The organism is Dactylosporangium sp. CA-092794, assembly GCF_050948465.1.
In the GTDB taxonomy this organism is placed as follows: Bacteria; Actinomycetota; Actinomycetes; order Mycobacteriales; family Micromonosporaceae; genus Dactylosporangium.
On the sequence record NZ_CP192044.1, the window covers coordinates 6,203,216 to 6,225,381 of the forward strand.

16 protein-coding genes are annotated in these 22,166 nt (G+C 72.6%); 10 read left to right on the forward strand and 6 right to left on the reverse strand.

What is annotated here, in order from left to right; all coding sequences use genetic code 11:
• Nucleotides 1-162 precede the first annotated feature (162 nt).
• Complete coding sequence (locus tag ACQPXD_RS26180) at nt 163-1,287, reverse strand: sensor histidine kinase (protein ID WP_432843006.1); 1,125 nt, start codon at nt 1,285-1,287, stop codon at nt 163-165.
• A gap of 139 nt (nt 1,288-1,426) precedes the next feature.
• Here ACQPXD_RS26180 and ACQPXD_RS26185 point away from each other — a divergent pair, with 139 nt between their 5' ends.
• The 10 genes from ACQPXD_RS26185 to ACQPXD_RS26230 all read left to right on the forward strand — a co-directional run bounded on the left by ACQPXD_RS26185 (nt 1,427) and on the right by ACQPXD_RS26230 (nt 17,637).
• Nucleotides 1,427-3,661: a propanediol/glycerol family dehydratase large subunit gene (locus tag ACQPXD_RS26185; protein ID WP_432843008.1), complete on the forward strand. Its 2,235-nt coding sequence runs from the start codon at nt 1,427-1,429 to the stop codon at nt 3,659-3,661.
• Nucleotides 3,658-4,014: a diol dehydratase small subunit gene (locus tag ACQPXD_RS26190; protein WP_432843010.1), complete on the forward strand. Its 357-nt coding sequence runs from the start codon at nt 3,658-3,660 to the stop codon at nt 4,012-4,014. The genes ACQPXD_RS26185 and ACQPXD_RS26190 overlap by 4 nt, the downstream gene beginning before the upstream one ends.
• Entirely contained in the window at nt 4,011-6,296 is a 2,286-nt protein-coding gene (locus tag ACQPXD_RS26195; RefSeq protein WP_432843012.1) for a diol dehydratase reactivase ATPase-like domain-containing protein, read from the forward strand. Before ACQPXD_RS26190 ends, ACQPXD_RS26195 begins: the two co-directional genes overlap by 4 nt.
• Before the next feature lie 9 nt (nt 6,297-6,305).
• Nucleotides 6,306-9,194 carry an Hsp70 family protein gene (locus tag ACQPXD_RS26200; RefSeq protein ID WP_432843014.1) on the forward strand — a complete coding sequence of 963 codons (2,889 nt, stop codon included), beginning with the start codon at nt 6,306-6,308 and terminating at the stop codon, nt 9,192-9,194.
• Between the two features lie 424 nt (nt 9,195-9,618).
• Complete coding sequence (locus tag ACQPXD_RS26205; RefSeq protein ID WP_432843016.1) at nt 9,619-10,596, forward strand: LacI family DNA-binding transcriptional regulator; 978 nt, start codon at nt 9,619-9,621, stop codon at nt 10,594-10,596.
• Between the two features lie 77 nt (nt 10,597-10,673).
• On the forward strand, nt 10,674-11,870 hold the full coding sequence (locus ACQPXD_RS26210) for an ABC transporter substrate-binding protein (protein WP_432843018.1): 1,197 nt from the start codon (nt 10,674-10,676) through the stop codon (nt 11,868-11,870).
• Nucleotides 11,867-12,733: a carbohydrate ABC transporter permease gene (locus ACQPXD_RS26215; protein ID WP_432843020.1), complete on the forward strand. Its 867-nt coding sequence runs from the start codon at nt 11,867-11,869 to the stop codon at nt 12,731-12,733. The genes ACQPXD_RS26210 and ACQPXD_RS26215 overlap by 4 nt, the downstream gene beginning before the upstream one ends.
• The gene (locus ACQPXD_RS26220) at nt 12,730-13,533 is read left to right on the forward strand and encodes a carbohydrate ABC transporter permease (RefSeq protein ID WP_432843022.1); all 804 of its coding nucleotides are present in this window, start codon (nt 12,730-12,732) and stop codon (nt 13,531-13,533) included. Before ACQPXD_RS26215 ends, ACQPXD_RS26220 begins: the two co-directional genes overlap by 4 nt.
• Before the next feature lie 19 nt (nt 13,534-13,552).
• On the forward strand, nt 13,553-15,502 hold the full coding sequence (locus ACQPXD_RS26225) for a glycoside hydrolase family 31 protein (RefSeq protein ID WP_432843024.1): 1,950 nt from the start codon (nt 13,553-13,555) through the stop codon (nt 15,500-15,502).
• Nucleotides 15,502-17,637 carry a hypothetical protein gene (locus ACQPXD_RS26230; protein ID WP_432843026.1) on the forward strand — a complete coding sequence of 712 codons (2,136 nt, stop codon included), beginning with the start codon at nt 15,502-15,504 and terminating at the stop codon, nt 17,635-17,637. Before ACQPXD_RS26225 ends, ACQPXD_RS26230 begins: the two co-directional genes overlap by 1 nt.
• Before the next feature lie 56 nt (nt 17,638-17,693).
• Here the strand turns inward: ACQPXD_RS26230 and ACQPXD_RS26235 are convergent, their stop codons facing one another.
• The 5 genes from ACQPXD_RS26235 to ACQPXD_RS26255 form a co-directional block, all read right to left on the reverse strand.
• Complete coding sequence (locus ACQPXD_RS26235; protein WP_432843028.1) at nt 17,694-17,912, reverse strand: hypothetical protein; 219 nt, start codon at nt 17,910-17,912, stop codon at nt 17,694-17,696.
• 380 nt (nt 17,913-18,292) lie between these two features.
• Entirely contained in the window at nt 18,293-19,072 is a 780-nt protein-coding gene (locus tag ACQPXD_RS26240) for a GntR family transcriptional regulator (RefSeq protein WP_432843030.1), read from the reverse strand.
• The gene (gene fabG / locus ACQPXD_RS26245; RefSeq protein WP_432843032.1) at nt 19,069-19,827 is read right to left on the reverse strand and encodes a 3-oxoacyl-ACP reductase FabG; all 759 of its coding nucleotides are present in this window, start codon (nt 19,825-19,827) and stop codon (nt 19,069-19,071) included. The genes ACQPXD_RS26240 and fabG overlap by 4 nt, the downstream gene beginning before the upstream one ends.
• 10 nt (nt 19,828-19,837) lie before the next feature.
• Nucleotides 19,838-20,800 (reverse strand): phosphotransferase enzyme family protein, encoded by a 963-nt coding sequence (locus ACQPXD_RS26250; protein ID WP_432843034.1) that lies wholly within the window; start codon nt 20,798-20,800, stop codon nt 19,838-19,840.
• Nucleotides 20,797-22,092, reverse strand: coding sequence for an aspartate aminotransferase family protein (locus ACQPXD_RS26255; protein ID WP_432843036.1), 1,296 nt, complete (start codon nt 22,090-22,092; stop codon nt 20,797-20,799). The genes ACQPXD_RS26250 and ACQPXD_RS26255 overlap by 4 nt, the downstream gene beginning before the upstream one ends.
• Nucleotides 22,093-22,166 lie beyond the last annotated feature (74 nt).

The window sequence follows — 22,166 nt, forward strand, 5'->3', positions numbered from 1 at the left end:
TCGAACCATGGCGCTCCAGCGCGCTTCGCCGGACGGACCGATCGCGGCGTCGGCGGCAGTGGCCGTGCCGTTCGGTCGCCGGACGGACCGATCGCGGCGTCGGCGGTCGTGGCCGTTCAGGTCGCCGGACGGACCGATCGCGGCGTCGGCATTGGTGGCGGTTCAGGCGCGGGGGAGGACCGCGGTGACCGTCCAGCCGCGAATCGGTCCGGGCCCCGCCTCGCAGGTGCCGCCGACCAGGCCCGCCCGCTCGGTCATACCGACTAGGCCGAATCCTCCCGAGGTCGCCGCGCGGACCGGCGCCGCCTCGCCGTCGTCGCTGACCCGCAGGCGGACCGATGCGGCGTCGGCGACGACGTTGACCTCGATCCTGGTCGCGTTGCGGGCATGCCGCCGGGCGTTGGTGACCGATTCCTGCGCCAGCCGGTAGAGCGCGGTGCCGATCGGCGCCGGCAGGTCGTCGAGGTCGCCGGCGATGTCCACGTCGACCGACGGGCCGATCCGGTGCCGCCCGGCCAGCCCGTGCAGGTCGGTGATCCCGGGCGTCGGCGCCAGGTCGAGGGGCTCGTCGGTTCGCAGCACCCGCACGATCCCGCGCATCTCGGCCAGCGCCCGGGACGCCTCGGCCTCGATGACCCGCAGCGCGTCCGTCGCGGCGTCCGGGTTCATCGGCGCGGTGGCCAGCCCGGCCTGCGCCCGGATGATCATCGCGGACACGTGGTGGGCGACGGTGTCGTGCAGATCGCGGGCGAGCCGCTCCCGCTCGAGCAGCTTGACCTGGTCCAGCTCCCGCTGGCGGGCCCGGTTGCGGTAGCGCAGCGCCGCCCCCAGCGCCGTGGCCGCGAACAGGATACCGAATCCGCCGACGGTGTCGCCGGTCCCGAGAAACCCCATGACCAGCGAGAACAGCAGCTTCACCGCGATGATCGTGGCGCCGATGACCGCCGCCCGCCCCGAGCCCCACCGGAACAGCGCATACGCGAGCACCAGCACGAACACGAACGAGTTCAGCCCCAGGTCGTGCCCGGTCACCAGGGGCGCGAGGCCGCAGGCCCCGAACGCGACCGCCACGGCGAGCAACGGTCTGGTCCGCCGCCACAGCACCGTCGGCAGCACCGCCAGCGCCACCGCGCCGGCGAACCAGCGGTACGGCAGCTCGGGGCGGCTCAGGACCTCGCCGACGATGACCAGCGTGAAGCCGGCGAGCATCACCCAGTCGCGCCACACCCGAGCGGGTGGATCGGCCGGGCCCGGCTCGTCCCAGACGGACCGCAACAGACCGAGCATCCCGTCCATCGTACGGTCCGACCGGCCGTACCGGATCCGACCAAAGTACGACCGCTGCGCCGTGGCCTCGCGCTATTGGTCTGCTCCGGGGCCCGGCGCGTTCATACCGTTGAAACACCGGTCGGCCTATCGTAGGGCGATGATCGGCCGGATCCGGTTCATGGACCAGCAGCGGGTCAACCTGGACGGGTTCGCCCGGGAGGACCCGGCGCTCGGCCTCGTCGCCCTGCGCAGTCCGGAAGACCCCGAGCCGTCGCTGCGCATCGCCGGCGGCCGGGTCGTCGAGCTCGACGGCCGGGCCGAGGCCGACTTCGACGCCATCGACACCTACATCGCCGCGCACGGCCTGGACCTTTCGGTCGCCGAGGAGGCCATGGCGCTGCCCGACGTCGCGGCCGCGCGGCTGTTCGTCGATCCGGCGGTGCCGCGCACCGAGGTCGTCCGGCTCGTCGCCGGCATGACCCCGGCCAAACTGGCCCGCGTCGTCGCCCTGCTGCGCCCGGCCGAGCTCATGCTCGCCATGACGAAGCTGCGTGCCCGGCGCACGCCGAGCAACCAGGCGCACGTCACCAACCTGCTCGACGATCCGCTGCTGCTGGCCGCCGACGCGGCGACGGCGGCCGCTTACGGTTTCCGCGAGCTGGAGACGACCGTACCGGTGCTGGCCGACGCGCCGTCCAACGCGGTCGCGGTGACGATCGGCGCCGCCGCGGCCTCGCCGGGCGTGCTGGTCCAGTGCGCCGTCGAGGAGGCCCTGGAGCTGGAGCTCGGTCTGCGCGGTCTGGTCTCCTACGCCGAAACGGTCAGCCTGTACGGCACCGAACAGGTCTTCGTCGACGGCGACGACACACCCTGGTCCAAGGCGCTGCTCACCTCGGCGTACGCCAGCCGCGGCATCAAGATGCGGGTCTCCTCCGGCGCGGGCGCCGAGGTCCTCATGGGCGGCGCGGAGGGCCGCTCGATGCTCTACCTGGAGTCGCGCTGCGTCTCGCTCGCCCGCGCGATCGGCAGCCAGGGCGTGCAGAACGGCGGCATCGACGGGGCCAGCGTGGCCGGTTCGGTCCCGAACGGTGTGCGCGAGCTGATGGCCGAGAACGTCATGGTCATGGCCCGCAACCTGGAGTCCTGCTCGGGCAACGACGCGCTCATGTCCGAGTCGCACGTCCGGCGCACGTCGCGCACGCTGCCGATCCTGCTCGCCGGCAGCGACTACATCTGCAGCGGATTCGGTTCGATCCAGCGGTACGACAACATGTTCGGTCCGTCCAACTGGAACGCCGAGGACCTCGACGACTGGCTCGCGATCCAGCGGGACTGGGGCGTGGACGGCGGGCTGCGGACCGCCGACCCGGCCGGCCTGGAGACGCTGCGCCGGCGCGCCGCCGAGGCCGTCCGCGACGTCTACCGCCACCTCGGGCTGGCGGACTTCACCGACGACCAGGTCGAGGCGGCGGTGGACGCCGCCGGTTCCAAGGATCTCGCCGCCGAGGATCCTTTGGTGGTACCGCAGGCCGCCCGCGCCATCCGCGCCGCCGGACTGACCGCGCTGGACGTCGCCGCCGCGCTGCGCGACACCGGCTACGACGAGGAGGCGGAGCGGGTCCTGGCCATGCTCGCCGAGCGGGTCCGCGGCGATCACCTGCAGACGGCCGCCATCTTCGACGACGGCATGCGCGTGCTGTCGCTGGTCACGGACCCGAACGACTACGCCGGCCCGGGGACCGGCTACGCGCCGGATCCGCGTCGCCAGGCCGAGATCGACGCCATCCGCCAGCAGCGCGGCGTCGCCGACCTGCGCCGCGATCAGGCGGCCTTCGTCTCCGCCCGGCTCGCCGTCCGCGGCCCGGCGACGTTCGGCACCGATCCGCGCGAGGTCGTGGTCGGCGTCTCGCCGGGCGTCGGCCGTACCGTTTGGAAGACCCTCAGCGGCCTGCTCGTCACCGAGGTGATTCAGGAACTGCTCTACGGCCTCGAGGAGGAGGGCTGCGTGGCCCGGATCGTGCGGGTCAACGCCACCATCGACGTGGGCATGGTCGGCCTGACCGCGGCCCGGCTGGCCGGCTCCGGGATCGGCATCGGCCTGCAGGGCAAGGGCACCGCGCTCATCCACCGCCGCGACCTGCCGCCGCTGGCCAACCTGGAGCTGTACTCCATCGCCCCGGTCCTTACCGCGGACCTTTACCGCCGGCTCGGCGTCAACGCCGGCCGGCACGCGAAGGGCGCGACCCCGGTGCCGGCCAGGAACCCTTACACCGACGAGGCGATCGAGGCCCGCTACCACACCAGCGTCATCTCGCTGGTCGCGCTCGAACGCGACTGCGCCGACCCGGCCGCCGGCCCCGAGGAATTGGTTCTGGCGGGCGAGGCCGCATGAAGTCGTTCAGCGGCAAGGAGATCGGCGCCCTCACCGTCGAGGCGCTGCGGCGCGGCGAGCTGTCCCCCGACGACGTGCGCATCCATCCGTCCACACTGGAGCATCAGGCATCCGTCGCCGCCGCGCACGGCAACCCGCAACTGGCCGGCAACCTGCTCCGCGCCGCCGAGCTGACCGCCTTCGCCGAGGACGAGATCCTGGCGCTCTACGAGGCGCTGCGCCCGCACCGCTCCACCGCCGCGGACCTGTCCACATTGGCCTCCGGCCTCGACGCGCGCGACGCCCCGCGCTGCGCCGCCCTGGTCCGCGAGGCCGCGGCCGTCTACGCCCGGCGCGGCCTGCTCAAGTCATGATCGTCGCCGGCCTCGACATCGGCAACGCGACCACCGAGGCGGTACTGGCCCGGCTCGCCCCGACCGGACCGCAGATCCTGGCCGCCGACCGGGTACCCACCCGCGGCCCCAAGGGCGGCAAGGCCAGCCTGGAGGCGGCGGCCCGGCTGCTGCGCCGGCTCGCCGCCACCCACGGCCTCGACGCCGTCGTGGTGGCCCCGCTGCGCCCGGTGACGACGTCCACGGTCGTCCTGCCCGAACCGAATCCCTCGACCGGCCGCCTGCGCGCCTTCCCGGCCGGCGGCACGACCCACGACTCGGGGGGCGGCCGCGCGTTCGCGGCGGGCAGCACGACCCACGACTCGGGGGGCGGCCGCGCGTTCGCGGCGGGCAGCACCACCAACGACTCGGGGGGCGGCCGCGCGTTCCCGGTCGGCGGCACCGCCCACGACTCGGCGGGCGGTTTCGCGGTCGGCCGCCCGTACCCGGTGCCGTCAACCACAACGCCGGCGGCCGTTCCGCACGGAGGGGACGGCACCGGCGCGCCGGTCGTGGCCGTCGTCGCGGCCGGGTTCCGCGAGGCGTTGCCGCACCTGCTCGACCTGGCCCGCCGGGGCGGCCTGGCCGCGGTCGTGACCGCCCGCGACGAGGCGGTCCTCATCGGCAACCGACTCCGCGACGCCGGCCACGATGTGCCGGTCGTGGACGAGGTACCCGTCGCTGAACTGGCCGACGCGCTGCTGCTGGCGGTCGAGGTCCGCTCGGCCGGGCGGCCGCTGCGGGACCTGACCGACCCGCTGCGACTGGCGAGCGCACTCGGCGCCCCGGCGGTGGCCGGCGACGCCGCGAGGCTGGCGCTGTTCGACCGTTCGGCGGCAGTGGTCGCGCTGCTGCCACCCGCCGCGGCCGAGTCCGCCTTGCCCGGTCGGCCCTCCGCCTCGCCCGGTGAGGCCACGACCGTGTTCGGTCGGTCCTCCGCCGTTTCCGGTCAGTCCTCGGCCGTCGCGGGCGAGCCCATCGCCGTTTCCGATGGGTCCTCCGCTGTGTCCGGCCGGGCTGCGGCCGTTTCCGGTCAGTCCTCCGCCGTTTCGGGCGAGCCCATCGCCGTTTCCGGTCGGTCCTCCGCTGTGTCTGGCCGGTCCTTTGCCGTTTCCGGTCAGTCCTCCGCCGTCGCAGGTGGCGGACCGAATACCGGATTCGGTGCCTGGGGCGCGGACGGCGAGCCGGTGACCGGGTTGACCGGACCGCCCGGTTCCGTGCGCGCGTACGCTCCGCCGGGCGGTGACCCGGTCGCCGTGGACGACGTATTCGGTCTGGACCTCGCCGCGGTGGCCGACGCCCAATTGGCCCGCCGTTCGGCGCTCGCGTCCCGCACGACCGTTCTCGCTGCGTTGCGCGCCGATGCGCTCACTGTCGATCCGGCGGCGGTACTGGCCGATCTGGTCGGCGTTCCGGTACGGACCGTTTCGAGCGAAGCGTCCGCCGCCCGGCTCGGTGCGCTGTCCACGCCGGGGGCGCCGCCCGACGCCGTGGTCGTCGACCTCGGCGCCGGCACGCTCGATGTGGTGGCTCCCGGCCGCACCGTGACGCTCGCCGGGGCGGGCGAACTGCTGACCGTATCGGTTGCGGCGTTGCTGGGCATTGGTCGTACCACTGCGGAGTGGGCCAAACGGGGGCCGTCGTTCCGGGTGGACGCGCCGCAGCTCCTGGTGGCCGAGGACGGCGCGCGGACCTTTACCGACCGCCCGGTCCGGGGCGACGCGGTCGGGGCGCTCGTCACCGCCGGTCCGGCCGGCTGGATGCCGTTCGACCGGGCGCTCGCTCCGGCCGAATGGCGCGCGCTGCGGTTAAGGCTCAAGGCGGCGGTCCTCGGCGGCAACCTTTCGCGAGCCGGAATGCACGACCGCGGCGGTGGCAACCTTTCCCGAGCCGGAACGCAAGGCCGCGGCGGTGGCAACGTTTCCCGAGCCGGAACGCAAGGCCGCGGCGGTGGCAACGTTTCCCGAGCCGGAATGCAGGGCCACGGCGGTGAAGCCGGCGCGGCCGGACGTGCCGGCGTCGGCAGCGGCCGGGTTCGACCCGATCGCGGAGCGGCGGGCCAGGGCCCTGATGACGGCCCAGCGGATGGTGGCATCGGCCTCGGCGGCGCGGTGATCGTCGTGGGCGGACCGGCCGGCGACGACGAGATTTTGGGCGCTTTGTCCCAGGTACTGCCCGAAGGTACCATTGTGGCCCGCGGAAATGTCGCCGGGACCCTGGGTCATCGCCATTCTGTGGCCTTTGGGCTGGTTTTGTCGTATTAGCCTGAAAGGGTGGGCGGATACCACCTCGGCATCGACTTCGGCACGGCGCGCACCGCCGCGGTGCTGGTCAGGCCGGACGGACGGCGCGAGCAGTTGCTGCTCGAGCCGTCCGCCGTCTGCCTGGACAACGCGCCCCACTTCGCCGCCGGGCGCGCGGCGGTGGAGGCCGGCGCGGCGAATCCGGACCGTTTCGAACCGTATCCGCGGCGGACCATTGGGCAGGGCGCGGTCGTGCTCGGCGGCGTCGAGTGTCCGGTGCGCAGCCTGTTCGCCGCGGTGCTGTCGCAGGTCGCCACCGCCGCCCGGCGCGTCGCGGGCGGACCGATGGCCGGCGTCAGCCTCACCCACCCGGCGGCGTGGCACCGGCCGCAGACCAATGTGCTGGAAAAGGCCGCGGTGCACGTGGGCCTGCGGCCGGCGCGGCTCGTCCCGGAGCCCGTCGCCGCCGCGCTCTACGCGGATGAGGCCGGGCTGTTAACGGTTCCCGACGGGGCCTGTGCGGTCGTCGTGGACGCCGGCGCCGGTTCGTTCGACGCCGCGGTGGTACTCCGCGCCGGCCCAACCTTTACCGTTCTGTCGTCGGTAACGGTCGCGGAGGCCGGCGGCCTAGCCCTGGACGCCGCCATCGTCTCCCACCTCGGCTCGACCTTTGCGGGCCGAAAGGTCTGGCGCTGGAAACCCGACCGCGCCCTCCTCGAGGCCGCGCGCGCGAGCCGCGAGGACCTCACGACCGGCAATGCCGCCATCGTCCCCGTGCCGTGGTCCGCCTCCGGCATGCCGCTGACCCGCACCGAGTTCGAGGCAGTCGCCCGCACGCCCCTGGAACACGCGATGCGGGGCGTCGCATCGCTCGTCGCGGAGCCGGACGCGCCGAACCTGGTCGGCGTGCTGCTCACCGGAGGTCTCGCCCGCACCCCGCTCATCACCGAGCTATTGGTCGGCACACTCGGTCTGCGGCCCGTACCGATCGATGACCCGGTGCTGGCCGAGGGCGCCCTGTTGCAGGACCCATCGCCGATACCGCGCAGACCACGCGTCGAGCCCGAGCCGCCCGCCTCCCTGGCGCCGAACGGTCCGCACGTGGGTGGCCCGAGTGTGGACCCGAACGACCTTTGGGCCGCGCTGCAGCAGTCCCCGGTCCGGCCCGAGCCGACCGGCGACCGGCCCCGGTTCCAGGCGCAGGCCTCCTGGCCGTCGCACCAGGACCCGTGGGCGGCTCTCCAGCGCGACCGGTCCGGCGCGACCGGTCCGGCGACGCCGGCGTCGCCGCCGGTTCCTTCGCGCGGGGCGCTGTCGGCCATTCGGTCCTCTTCCGGCCCGTTGCCGGAACCCGCTTCGCCGGCTGCCGACGCGTCGAAGGCTGATGGGCCCGCTCGCGGCGGGGGATTCGGTTCGTTCCCGGTGTCGCCGCCGGCGACGATGTCCGCCGCCCGACCGGTACAGCTCGAAGCCTGGGAGGTCCGGGCCGAGCTCTGGGCGCTGCAGCAGGACAAGCCGTGGCGGTACGTCGCGGAACTGCAGGCGGTCCGCGCGGAGTGCCGGGCCGCCGAGGCCGAGTACCGCACGCTCAAGGCCGACCTGGTATCGGTCGCGACCGACCTCATATCGGTCCGGGGCGAGGTGACGAAGGCCGCCGCGGACCTGAAGGCGGCCGGCCGGAGCCTGCTCGTGTCCGGCGCCGAACTGGACGAGTTCGAGGCCGAGCTGGAGCTGATGGCGGCGAGGTTCCGTTCGCTGCGGGTGCTGGAGGCCGGCGACGACCTGCCGCAAGAACGGCCGAACGGCGAGCTGCCAGAGGAACAGCCGGACGACGAGCGACCACAAGAGACGCCGCTCGGTGAGCCGTTTCAGGATCAGCCGGATGGCGGGCTGCTCCAGGAGCGGCCGGATGGCGGGCTGCTCCAGGAGCGGCCGGATGGTGGGTTGCCGCAGGAGCAGACCGATTTCCAAACCGAATCGGCTGCGGAACCGGATGTTGTCGCCGCGCTCAGGGCCTTCATGGCGGCCGTGCCGCAGACCGTTACCGCGCCTGAGGGGGACCCTCCAGCGGACCAAGACCTTGAGGATCCGGACGCCGGACCGAAGGCGTCCCTGGTGCCGGTACCCACGCCGAAAGCAGCCGCCGTGGTGCGGCCGGAGCCCGAGCCGGAGGTCGAGGACTTCGGCGCGCTCGTGCGGGTCGTGCGGCAGTACATGCGAGCGGTTCGGCGGGATGCGTTGGCCGAGCGTACGGCCAATGGTCCGGAAGACGAACCGTTCGGTGGGACCGATGCCGGCGAGAAGCCGCTGTCCGACGTCGCCGTCTCGCCGGCGCCAAGGTTTCCGGCGCCGAGGCTGACCCTTGCCGACCGATCGCGGGCCGAGCACGATCGGTCGCGGGCAAGCCGGTGGCGGCGGTTCGGGCGCCGGACCGACGGCGCGCCGGGGACCGACCGGACCGCGACCACCGACCGGACCGCAACCACTGAGCAGACCGCAACCACCGAGCAGACCGTAAAGACCGAATGGTCCGCCGGCACCCAGTGGCCCGGAGGCGCCGAGGCGAATGGCGCGAGGACGCGGCCCGGTCCGGCACGGCCGCGGGCGCACCGGCGGCAGGCGCGGCGCACGGTCAGCGCCGCGGTCACGCTGTTCGTCGCGCTGGTCACGCTCGGCACCGGAACCATGGTCGCGTTGAAGATGACCGGTTCGCTGCCGAGCCGCGCGTTCCAGGTCGGCGACTGCGTGGCCCAGACCGCCGACCGCGCCACCGTGGTCGACTGCGACGCCCGCGGGGCATTCGAGATCACCCAGCGGGTCTCGCGGGCAGACCATTGCCCGGAAGCGGACCAGCCGTTCGTGATCCAGGATGGGACGCTGTTCTGCCTCGTCCCGGTCGCGGGCAGTCACCGCCCGTAGCCGCGGAGTGCACCAGCGAACGAAGGTCTTGTCCGCGGAAAACGCCGGTGTTACGGTTCGCCCATTACGAAATCGTCGAATCAGTTCGACACGGGCGAACGGTCGCTGGCTGCGGAAACGGGCACCGGTGCGGAGCCGCGACCAGCGATGCGCCGGTGGTGCGGCGACCGGCACGGCACGGCGACCGGCACGGTGTGGCGACCGGCACGGTGTGGCGACCGGCACGGTGTGGCGACGGCAGCCGAACGGGGGCACTGCGACGGGTCGGCGCCGCAGCAGGGCGGCGGGATGGCCGGGATGACGCGGGCGCTGCGACGGGTCGGCGCCCCAGTAGGGCGGGGCACGGCGGGGCGGGGGCTACAGAGGGGACCGGCGGCAAGACAGAGGGCCAGCGGCAAGACGGTGGAAGGAGGAGACTCGGACAATGGCAGTGACCATCGCGGACGTGGCCAAGCACGCCGGCGTGTCGCGTAGCACGGTGTCGTACGTGCTCAGCGGCAACCGATCCATCTCGCCCGAGACCATCGCCCGGGTCGAGGCCAGCATCGCCGAGCTGCAGTTCCGCCCGCACGCCGGCGCGCGGTCCATCCGGACCAAACGGACCGGAGTCATCGCCATGGCCCTGCCGCTGGTGCACGGTCCGCACAACCAGGTCCAGATGCCGTATGTCTGGGCCGCCCTCACCGCCGCCCAGGACGCGGGGCTCAAGCTGCTCATGCTGACCGACGACGACGGTACGTCGGCGATCCGCGACGCGGTCGGCACGGCGCTCGTCGACGGCGTGATGCTCATGGAGGTGCAGCAGAAGGACCCGCGGGCCCGGCTGCTGCGCTCGCTGCACTGCCCGGCCGTATTGGTCGGCACGCCCGACAACCCATACGGTCTGCCGTACGTCGACTTCGACTTCGCCGCCTGCGGCCGGGCCTCGGCCGAGCACCTGCTGGCGCGCGGGCACACCCACGTCGGCTTCCTCGGCCAGCATCCCGAAACGTACCGCCGCGGCGTCGCGTACGCCGCCCATGCCCGCGACGGGGCCCTCGACGCGCTGCGCGAGCAGGGCGCCCGGGCCACCTGGACCTCCTGCCAGCCGTCGGCCGGCGGGGTGGCCGACGCGCTGAGCGACCTGCTGACCCGCGACCCGGGCGTCACCGCGATGATCGTGTACAACGAGTGGGCCCTGCCGCTGGTCGTCGACCGGCTCGCCGGGCTCGGCCGGTCCGGCGTCGACATCGTCGCCATCTGCCCCGACGACGCCGTCGACCGGCTCGCCCGGCCGGTCACCTCGGTCTCCCTGCCGGTGGAAGAGCTGGCCCGCACCGCGGTCCAGCGGCTCGCCGGCGTGCTCAACGGCGAGGCCCAGCCGTCCGTCACGATGCTGGCCCCCGTCCTGAAGGTCCGCTGACGCGACCACACCCCTGGAAAGAACGACACCCCATTCGGTCTGTCGAATCAGTTCGACAGCCAGAGAGGCGCCCCGACATGAAAAGACTCGCAGTCGCCCTCGCCGCCGTCCTCACCCTCGCCGCCTGCGGGGACGGCGCCGGCGGCGGCCGGCCGGACGCCGGCACCCTCACCGAGATCGACTACTACGAGGCCGCGCCGCAGAACACGCAGCTGCCGAAGATCCTCGACGAGTGCGCCGCGCAGACCGGCGTGAAGATCGAGCACCAGCAGGTGCCGCGCGCCCAGTTCATGCCCAAGCTGCTGCAGCAGGCGTCGAGCCGCTCGCTGCCCGATCTGGCCCTCGTCGACAACCCCGACCTGCCGCAGCTGGCCGCCACCGGCGGACTGGTCCCGCTGAAGGACTTGCCGACCGAGGGTTTGTACCCGTCGATCGTGGCCGCCGGCAAGTACAAGGGCGACACGTACGGTATCGCCCCCGGCGTCAACGGTCTGGCCCTCTACTACAACCAGGACCTCTTCACCCAGGCCGGGCTGCAGCCACCGAAGACCTGGGACGAGCTGACCGCGGCCGCCAAGGCGCTGACCAAGGGCAACCGTTACGGCGTCGCGTTCTCCGCCGTCGGCACCGAGGAGGGCAGCTTCCAGTTCGAACCGTTCTTCTGGACCGCGGGCGCCAGCCTGTCCAAACTGGACTCGCCGGAGGCCGTGCGGGCGCTGAGCCTGTGGCAGGACCTCGTCCAAGCGAAGGCCGCCTCGAAGTCGGTGGTCACCTGGACCCAGGCCGACGTCAACGACCAGTTCATGGCCGGCAACGCGGCCATGATGGTCAACGGTCCGTGGCAGCTGCCCACGCTCGACAAGAAGGCGGACCTGAAGTTCGGCATCGTGCCGATCCCGATCCCGGCGCCGACCGCCAAGCCGGTGACCCCGCTCGGCGGCGAGATGTGGACGGTCGGGCACAGCGACCCGCAGCGCGAGGCCAAGGCGCTCGCCGTGCTCAAGTGCCTGCTGGGCCCGGACAAGAGCCTCGAATGGTCCAAGGACGCCGGCTACATCCCGAGCAACCAGGCCGCCGCGCGGCAGCTCGCGCAGGGCGACCCGCGGCTGGCCGCCTTCGTCGAGGAGGTCGCCACCGCACAGGCCCGCACCGCCGAGCTCGGCACCGCGTACCCGAAGGCGAGCGAGGCCCTGTTCAACGCGATCCAGGCGTGCCTGGCCGGCGGCAAGTCGCCGGAGGAGGCCCTCAAAGCCGCCCAGGCCTCGCTGGGATGAGCCTGCGCAGGCTGGGCTTCGTGCTCCCGGCGTGGTTGTACCTGGTCGTGTTCTACCTGTACCCGCTCGCGACCAACGTGCGAATGGGCTTCCAGGACTTCACGGTCTCGTCCTTCTACACCGGTGTCGCACCGTTCGCCGGGCTGCGGAACTACCGCGAGGTGTTCCGCGACCCGGCGTTCGCCGGAACGGTCATGAACACGGTCCTGTTCACCGCCGGATCGCTGGCGTTGCAGTTCGGCGTCGGGCTCGCGCTGGCGGTGTTCTTCCGGCGGACCTTTCCACTCAACGGTCTGCTGCGCTCGCTGCTGCTGGTCCCGTGGCTGCTGCCGCTGGTGGTTTCCGGTACGGCGTGGCGGTGGATCCTCGAGACCGATTCCGGCGTGCTGAACCAGACGCTGCTGGGGCTGCACCTGATCGGCGAACCGATTCCGTGGCTCGCCAGCACGAGCGTGGCGCTCGCCGCGGTCACGCTGGTCAACGTCTGGGTCGGCATACCGTTCAACATGGTGATCCTCTACGGCGGGCTGCAGGCGATCCCGGCCGAGCTCTACGAGGCGGCGCAGCTCGACGGCGCCGGCGCGGGGCAGCGCTTCCGGCACCTCACGCTGCCGCTGCTGCGGCCGGTCACCTCGGTCGTGCTCACGCTCGGCCTGATCTACACGCTGAAGGTGTTCGACGTCATCATGGTGCTCACCCAGGGCGGCCCGGCGGACTCGTCGCAGACGCTGACCACCTACTCCTACGACCTTTCCTTCCAGCAGCTCGCGTTCGGCCGCGGCGCGGCGGTCGGCAACCTGCTGATCCTGGTCGCCGTGGTGTTCGCGTTCGGCTACTTGCGCGCGGAACGGCGCGCATCGTGAGGCGCGCGCTGAACACCGCGGTCGGCGTGCTGGTGCTGGCCGTCATGTTGTTTCCGCTGTACTGGATGATCAACGCGTCGCTGCTGCCGTCCACGGAGCTGGTTCGGTCCACGCCGGTCTGGCTGCCGATCCACGGCACGCTGGACGGCTACCGCAACGCGCTGGGCAGCCAGGGCCGCCACCTGCTCACCAGCGTCTACGTGGCGCTCGGGACGGTCGCGGTCACGCTCATGGTCGCCGTGCCGGCCGCTTACGGTCTGGCCCAGGCCGGCGCGCCGCTGCGCCGTCCGCTGCTGTTCGGTCTGCTCGTCGCGCAGATGATCCCGGGCATCGTGATGGCCAACGCGTTCTACGTCGCCGCCAACCGGCTGTACCTGCTCAACACGCCGCTCGCGCTGATCCTGGCCGACTCCACGCTGTGCGTGCCGTTCGCCGTGCTCATCCTGCACGCGTTCATGCGCGGCATCCCCGGTGAGCTGCGGGAGGCGGCCCAGCTCGACGGCGCCTCGGCGCTGCGCACGCTGAGGTCGGTGATCCTGCCGGTCAGCCGCAACGCGATCATCACCGCGAGCCTGTTCTCGTTCCTGTTCGCCTGGGCGGACTTCCTCTTCGCGGTCACGCTGACCACCCGCGACGAGGCCGCCCCGATCACCGTCGGCATCTACCGTTTCATCGGCGCGCACCTGAGCGACTGGAACAGCGTGATGGCCACCGGCGTCATCGCCTCGCTGCCGGTCGCCGCGCTGCTCGTCCTCGCCCAGCGCTACGTCGCGGCCAGCATCACCAGCGGCAGCGTCTAGGATTAGGAGACCGTCCACTGTGTCCACTCAGCTGACCTGGCGGCACGGCCACCACGTGCTCGTCGCCGAGCCGTGGGGCGCCGACAGCGTCCGGGTCCGGGCCGGCCTGCACCGGGTGCGGACCGATCTGCCCGGCGCGCTGCTGCCCCGCCCGCCGGCCGCGCCCACCGCCACCGTCGAGGGCAACGCGCTCGTCAACGGGCGGCTGCGGGTCGAGGTGAGCCCGGGCGGGCTGCTCACCGCGTCCCGCACCGACACCGGCGCCGAGCTGCTGCGCGAGCAGCCGGCCCACTTCTGGTGGCCGGGCGCGCGGCACTTCGACGCCTCCGCCGACGGGCTGCACCGGGTCGAGCAGCGCTTCGCCGCCTACCCGGGCGAGCGCTTCTACGGCCTGGGCCAGCACGGCCACGGCCGGTTCGACCAGAAGGGCATGGTGCTGGACCTGCAGCAGCGCAACGGCGAGGTGACCATACCGTTCACGGTCTCCAGCCGCGGATACGGTCTGCTGTGGAACAGCCCCGCGATCGGCCGGGTCGAACTCGCCGAGAACGGCACCCGCTGGGTCGCCGACCGGGCTCACCAGATCGACTACTGGCTCACCGCGGGCGCGCCCGCGGACGTGCTGCGCCGCTACGCGGAGGTGACCGGGCCCGCGCCCGAGCTGCCGGCGTGGGCGTCGGGCTTCTGGCAGAGCAAGCTGCGGTACGCCGACCAGGCCGAACTGCTGGCGGTGGCCCGCGAGTACCATCGCCGCGGCCTGCCGCTGTCGGTCATCGTCGCCGACTACCTGCACTGGCGCCACCTCGGCGACTGGGACTGGGACACCGAAGCCTGGCCCGACGCCGCCGCCATGGCCGAGGAGCTGCGGGCGCTCGGCGTCGAGCTGGCCGTATCGGTCTGGCCGTCGGTCAGCCCGCTGTCGGCGAACCACGAACCGATGCGCGCCGCCGGGCTGCTCGTCGCGACCGACAACGGCGCGGCGGTACACGCGGAATGGCCGGACGGGCAGACCGATGCGCCCATCGGGGTGTCGTTCTACGACGCCACCGACCCGCGGGCCCGGGAGTTCCTCTGGTCGCGGGTGCACGACTCCTACGGCAAGGACGGCGTGCGGGCGTTCTGGCTGGACGCCTGCGAGCCGGAGATGCGGCCCGGCCACTTCCACAACCTCAGCCTCGCCGCCGGTCCGGGCGCCGAGGTCGCGAACCTTTACCCGCGCGAGCATGCCCGCGGCGCCTACGAGTACCTGCGCGGCCGGGGCGAGACCGAGGTGCTCACCCTGGTCCGCTCGGCGTGGGCCGGTTCCCAGCGCTACGGTGCGGCCCTGTGGTCCGGTGACATCCCGGCCACGTTCGAGGCGCTGGCCATGTCGGTGCGGGCCGGGCTCAACGTGGCGCTGAGCGGCATGCCGTGGTGGACCACCGACATCGGCGGCTTCCACGGCGGCGACCCGGCCGACCCGCGGTACCGGGAGCTGCTCGTGCGCTGGTTCCAGTTCGGCGCGTTCTGCCCGCTGTTCCGGTTGCACGGCCACCGCGAGCCGCGGACCGAAAAGGCCGGCGTCGGGGTCGCCGGCGGACCGAACGAGGTCTGGTCGTACGGCGCGGAGGTCTACGCCGTGCTCACCCGCTTCCTGTGGCTGCGCGAGCGGCTCCGCCCGTACCTGCACGAGCAGCTGCGCACCGGCCTGCCGCTGCTGCGCCCGCTGCTGCTGGAGTTCCCCGGCGACCCGGCCGCCTGGGACGTCGACGACGCGTTCCTGTTCGGCCGCGACCTGCTGGTCGCGCCGGTGACCGCGGCCGGCGCCCGCGAGCGCGCGGTGTACCTGCCGGCGGGCGCCACCTGGACCCATACCGATTCCGGCACCACGTTCCCGGGCGGGCGGCGCGTCACCGTCGACGCGCCGCTGGCCCGGATTCCCTTGTTCCTGCGAGACGACGCCCGTCTCCCGATCAACCAGGAGGACTGATGTCCCGCGCAGCTCCGCCAGGCCGCCTCATCGCCGTCCTGCTCCTCGGCCTGTCGCTGGCGGCGGTGCCGTCCGCGGCGCACGCCGCCGACACCACCGTCACCGTCGACCTCGCCGCCACCGGCAAGACCCCCACCGGCGCCGGCGCCGGGTTCCTCTACGGTCTCAGCCAGGACGGCTCCGCCCCGGCCGACAACCTGCTGCAACCGTTGCGGCCCACGCTGTTCCGCGGCGGCGGCGCCCGCATCGCCGGCCACGGCTGGATCGGCGACGGCTACGCCGCCGGCAGCGGCTACCGGGTGCGGATCGACTCGGCCGTCGCCCAGGCCCGCCGGGTCACCGCCGCGCCCCACAACGCCACCTACCACCTGCTCGTGTCCGACGTGTGGGGCGCCGACACCGAGCAGCCGGCCAATACGGTCTACCCGTGCGACAACGGCGACTGCACCAACTGGCGCTCGTTCATCACCCGGCTCGTCGGTGACGTGCGCGCGTCGGGCGTGCGCGTGCGGTACGATATCTGGAACGAGCCGGACGGCACCGGCTTCTGGCCGCGCGGCGTCAACAGCGCCCAGTACTACCAGATGTGGGACACCGCGGTCACCGAGATCCGCCGGCTCGACCCGTCGGCCGTCATCGTCGGGCCGTCGTACTCCGGCTACAACCACGGCTGGCTGGACGCCTGGGTGGCCCGCACGAAGGCCGACGGCACCCTGCCGAACGTGCTCAACTGGCACTTCGGCAACGACCCGCTCGCCGACGCGGCCGACGCGCAGGCCGTCCTCGCCGCGCGCGGTGTCGCCCAGCTGCCGCTGACCATCGACGAGTACCTGTTCGCGCAGCAACAGCAGCCGGGCTACCTCGCGTGGTTCCTCGACCGGCTCGCGGCCTCCGGCGTCTCCGCGGCCGCGCACGCGATCTGGTCCGACTGCTGCACCGCCGGCACGCTCGACTCGGTCCTGTGGAACGGCCAGCCGACCGGCCAATGGTGGGTCTACCGGGCGTACGCCCAGATGACCGGCAACCTGGTCGGCGCCAACGGTTCGGGCCCGATCGGAGTCGCGGCGACCATTGACCGCACCGCCGGGCGCGCGGTCGCCCTGCTGGGCAACCAGACCGGCCAGACCGGAACGACCACGGTCGCGTTCAGCGGCGTGCCGTCCTGGCTGGTGACCAACGGCCGGGCCCGGGTGACCGTCCAGCGCATCGTCAACCAGTCACCGCTGAGCGGCCCGGCCGTCGTCAGCAGCGGCGACGTGACGGTGAGCGGTGGCGCGCTGAGCGTGGCCGTGCCGATGACGTCGGGCAGCGACGCCTACACGGTGACGCTCGGCACCCCGCTCGACGGCGGCACGACCGGCGGACCGACCATTGTGGACGCCAACGGCCCCGACTTCAGCTACGGAGCCAACTGGGGCGTGACGACCGGCGTGCCGGACATGTACGCGGGCACCGCCAACTGGAGCTTCGTAGCCGGCGCGACGGCCACGTTCCGCTTCACCGGCACGCAGGCCGCCCTGCACGCGGTCCGCGACGTGGACCAGGGCCGGATGACGGTGGCGGTCGACGGGGGAGCGGCATCCACGGTGGACAACTACGCGCCGGCCCGCAACGCGTCGGGCGTCGTGTGGACCAGCCCGGTCCTGGCCAACGGTCCGCACACCCTGACCATCGTCAACACCGGCCAGCGCAACCCGGCCAGCACCGGCACCAACATCGCGCTGGACCGCGCCGACGTCACGACGGCGGCGGTGTCCACGTTCGACGGTACCGACGGACGGTTCTCCTACGGCGCGAACTGGGGCCTCACCACGGGCGTGCCGGACATGTTCAACGGCACCGCGAACTGGAGCTTCACCGCCGGGGCGACCGCCACCTTCACCTTCACCGGCACCGGCGTCGCGCTGCACGCGGTGCGTGACACGGACCAGCAGATCATGGCCCTGTCGGTGGACGGCGGCGCGGAGTCCCTCATGGACAACTACGCGCCGGTGCGCAACGCCTCCGGGGTGGCCTGGACCAGCCCGGGGCTGGCCGCCGGCACCCACACCCTGCGGATCCGGGTCACCGGCACGAAGAACCCGGCCAGCAGCGGCTGGAACGTGGCGCTGGACAGCGCCGACGTGACGCCCTGACCGGGTAAAGGTTCCGGTCCGCCCGCGGCCGGGCGGACCGGAACCGAAACGCCGGGTTACGGTACGGTCTTCTCGATCGCGGCGGGCCCGAGCTCGTCGAGCTCGTGCTGGGCGCGCTGGACGTTCTTCGGCGTCGGGTCGTGCCCCTCGGCCTCGGCCAGGTCCTCCGCTGTCCACTGCTGGTCCGCTCCGGTGCGGACCTCGTGCCGGCCGTTGGCGTCGACGGTGCGCGCAGCGGCCGGCGTTCCCGAAATGATCGGTGTCTCCTCGTCCATACCATTATTCGTACCCGCCCGGGGACCGGGTAAGCCAGAGCCCGGGCCGCCGGGCGCCGGACGGCGGCCCGGCAGTGTTCACGCTGGTCGCGAGCGGTCCGCACGGTGGCAAGGCGGCCAAGCCGCAGCCTCGGGCCCGGCGGTTACGGTCCGGCACGGGCGGTGGCAGGGTGTGGCCGCGCGGTGGGCACGATGCGTGCGCGGTGGCCCTAACGGCCGTAATCGCCGGGTTGCCACATGTGCTCACGCCGGCCCCACGGCCGTAACCGCGGGGGTCGCCACATCTGCTCACGCCGGCCCCCACGGCCGTGACCGCGGGGGCCGCCGGATGTGCTCGCGGCGGCCGCCGCGGCCGTAACCGCGGCGGCCGCCGCCTGTGCTCACGCCGTGACGACCGTCTCCGGAACGTCGACGGTCAGGCGCACCGTGAGGCTGATCCGGTCGCCGCGGAACAGGTCGTGCGAATACTCGAACGGCACGCCGTCCGCGTCCCGGGTCGTGCGGACCACGGACAGCAGGGGCGCGTCCTTGGCCAGCCCGAGGACGCCCGCCTCGTCCGCATCGGCCAGCACGATCTCGATGTTCTCGATCGCGGTGTCCGGCCGGGTGTCGAAGTTCTCCGCCAGCAGGTCGTAGAGCGATCCGACCAGCGGCAGTTCGAGCAGGCCCGGGAAGCGCGCGGCCGGCAGCCGGGCGTGCTCCAGCGACATCGGCTCGCCGTCGGCCAGCCGGATCCGCACGATGTCGAACACGTGCGAGCCCTCCGGCAGGTCCAATGCGGCGGCCGTCGGGGTGTCGGCCATGACGAGCGCGGTGCCCAGGACCCGGGTGCCCGCGTGCATGCCCTGACGGCGCAGCAGTTGCGGTACCCCCACAATCCGGGACAGGTCGCGGTCGACCTTTGGCAGCCCGACGAACGTGCCGCCTCCCCGACCCGGCACCCGGCGGACCGCACCCGTGCGCTCCAGCGTGGCCAGCGCCTGGCGGACCGACGAACGGCTCACGCCGAAGGTCTGGGCCAGATCCCGCTCGCCGCCGAGGCGTTCACCGGGCGCGAGGCCGCGGTCGCGGATGTGGTCGAGGATGCGTCTGTGCACGTCGGCGGCGACGGCCCCCCCGCTGGCCGTGCCGCCGTTGATGACGATCGCGGTGCTGCTCATGCCAGCGCCGCCAGTGATTCGGGCAGCACCTGGCCGCCGTCGACGACCAGGGTCTGGCCGGTGATGAACCCGGCCTCGTCGCTGGCCAGGAACAGGCACGCGTGGCCGATGTCGGCGACGTCGCCGAGCCGGCCGAGCGGGATGGATGCGGTCATCTGGTCGATGTAGTCCTCCCCGAGGGCGGCGAGGCCCTCGGTCAGCACGTTGCCGGGCAGCACGGCGTTGACCGTGATGCCCTTGCGGGCCAATTCGATGGCGGCGGTACGCACGAAGCCCAGCTGCGCCGCCTTGCTGGCCCCGTAGTGGGACCAGCCCGGAAACCCGGTCACGGGGCCGGTGATCGAGGACGTGACGACGACCCGGCCGTGGCCGCTCGAGGCCAGGGCCGGCGTGCACGCCTGCACGCTGAACACGGTACCTTTGACGTTGACGCCGAACACCCGGTCGAATTCGGCCTCGGTCATGGTGTCTAATGTGGACTCGGGAAAGATCCCGGCATTGGCGCACAGCACGTCAATGCCGCCGAACTGTTCCACGACGGCGGCCGCCATCGCGTGGCATTCGTCCACGTTGGACACGTCGGCGACGCAGACGGCCGCCTTCAGCTCGGTCGCGGCCGCGTCCAGGGCGGCCCGGTCCCGCCCGACGATCGTGACATTGGCCCCGGCCGCGGCGAAGACGGCGGCGATACCGCGGCCGATGCCGCGGCTGCCGCCGGTCACGACGACGGAGCGCCCGGCGACTGATGTGAACACACGAACTCCTTCAGAACTTGGACAGATACGACTCGGCCAGCGCGCAGGTGCCCGCGGTGAACTCCGCGCCCGTGGACAACGCGAGGTCGGTATCGCCGTGCGACCCGATCCAGGCGACCAGCAGTAGCCGCCGCATCAGGACGAACGTCGATATCTCCGCCTCGTCCGCCCCAGGCATCGGACGCACTGCGCGATATCCGTCGACCCACGCCGCGATCAACTCCGGCGCCCGTGGGTCGTGCTCGAGGAACGATAGCGCCGAACCCAGGTCATACAGAAACCAGCCAAATCCACAGTCGTCGAAGTCAATGACGAAGGTGTCCGAATCATCCACAAGCAGGTTCGCCAGCCGCAGGTCGGCGTGGATGAGGCCATAGCGGTCCCGACCCTTGCCGAAGACCGCCAAACGGTGACGCAGAGTAGCGTCGAGGCGACCGAGTATTTTGATCTCCGCCGGACCGATCCCGGGGCCGTCCTGCCACCGCCCCCAGCGCGCCGCGGGGCCGAACGCGGCGTCGTAGTCCCACGCGAACCGGGTGAACCGGGGCGGCCGGCGCCAGCGCAGGGCGTGCTCGTGCATCCGGGCGGTGATCCTGCCGAGCGTGCCGAAGGCCCGCGGCAGGTCGGTGTCGGGCGGCTCGGTGCCGGGCAGGTGCTCGAACATCACCACCCGGCGCGGCTCCTCCGGCGGCCCGGCCGGCACGGTGACCACCCGCCGGCCGTAGACGCTCGGCAGCACCTGCGGGGTGCGGATCCCGGCCTCCGTGCGCAACGCGTTCAGCCACGCCAGCTCGGCCTCGATCGCCTCGAGCGTGTGGTACCCCGTGCGGTGCACCCGCAGCACCGTGCGCCGCCCGGCCGGGTCGTCGACCGCGAACGTGGCGTTCTCGCTCACGTTGAGCAGGGTCAGCGTCGCGGCGGGGTCGACCGGGTAGTGCCGCAGGGCGGCCCGGGCCACCTCCAGCGGGGTCACCGCGACTTGCCGATCGCGGTCGCGGTGCGGTCCAGGATCTCGTCGGCGAGCTCGTCGCTGAGCAGGATGCCGGGCTTGTACTGCAGCACCCGCGGGTCCAATGTGGAGAAGATCGCCCAGATCCCCTGCTCGTACAGCCGCCGCATGACCAGTTTGGCGCCCTCGGGGTGGTTGAACTCCAGACCGATGACCAGACCGTTCTGCCGGATGCCGACGAGCCAGTCCGGATAGCGCTGCCGGATCTCCTGCAGACCGTTGGCGAACCGTTCGGTCAGCGCCGCGACCCGGTCCTTTGTGGACGGTCGCAGGGTGATCTCCAGGGTCTTCAGCGCGGCGACGCAGCCCAGTTCCGCCCCGCCGAACGTGGAGATGTGCCCGAAGCCGTCCTCGGTGAGCCAGCCGGCGGCGCGCTCGCCGACGAGCACCGCGGTGATCGGGTACACCCCGCCGGACAGGCCCTTGCCGGTCACCAGCAGGTCCGGGGCGATGCCGTGCTTGGTGATGCCCCACAGCTCGCCGGTGCGCATGAGCCCGGTCTGCACCTCGTCGGCGATGTAGAGGGTGCCGTGGCGCTCGCACAGCGCCTTGACCCCCTCCAGGTAGCCGGGCTCGGGCAGCGGGAAACCGTACGTGGCCGGAATGGTCTCCATGATGACCGCGGCCACGTCACCGTTGCGCAGCGCCTGCCGCATCGCGTCGAGGTCGTTGAACGGCACCTGGGTGAACTCGTCGGGCCGGTCGGCCAGGAACATCCGGGTGAACCGGTCGTCGCCGGCCGCGACGGCGAGGCCGGTGTGGCCGTGGTACGCCTTGATGACCGAGACGATCCGCCGGCGCCGGGTCGCGTGCCGGGCGGTCTTCAGCGCGATGTCGACCGCCTCGCCGCCGCCGCTGCCGTAGATCACCTTGCCGATGCCCGGCGGCGCGCTGGTGACCAGCGCCTCGGCCAGCGCCGCGCGGGCGATGGACGGGAAGTGGTGGTTGCCGACGTCGAAATGGTCGAGGCCGTCGCGGACCGCGGCGACCACCTCGGGATTGCGGTGGCCGAGGTTGTAGGTGCCGCCGTTGAGGTGCACGTCGATGAGCCGGCCGCCGTCCATGTCGTAGAGGAAGTACTCCTCGCGGCGGTCGATCACCAGCGGCACGCCGGCGTCGGACCAGAAGTTCGTCTTCCCCGGGTTCCAGTAGCGGCGCGACGCGTCGAGGACCTCGGACTTGTCGGCGAAGTTGAAAATGGTGCGCCTCCTCCGGACCGAATCGGCGTATTGGTACGGAGGTGTAGCAGCGCCCATGGGGCCCGGTCAATCGGCGTCACATGGTTTTTACCTGGCCGTAGCGGGCCGGTGCGCAACCGAATGGTCTGGTT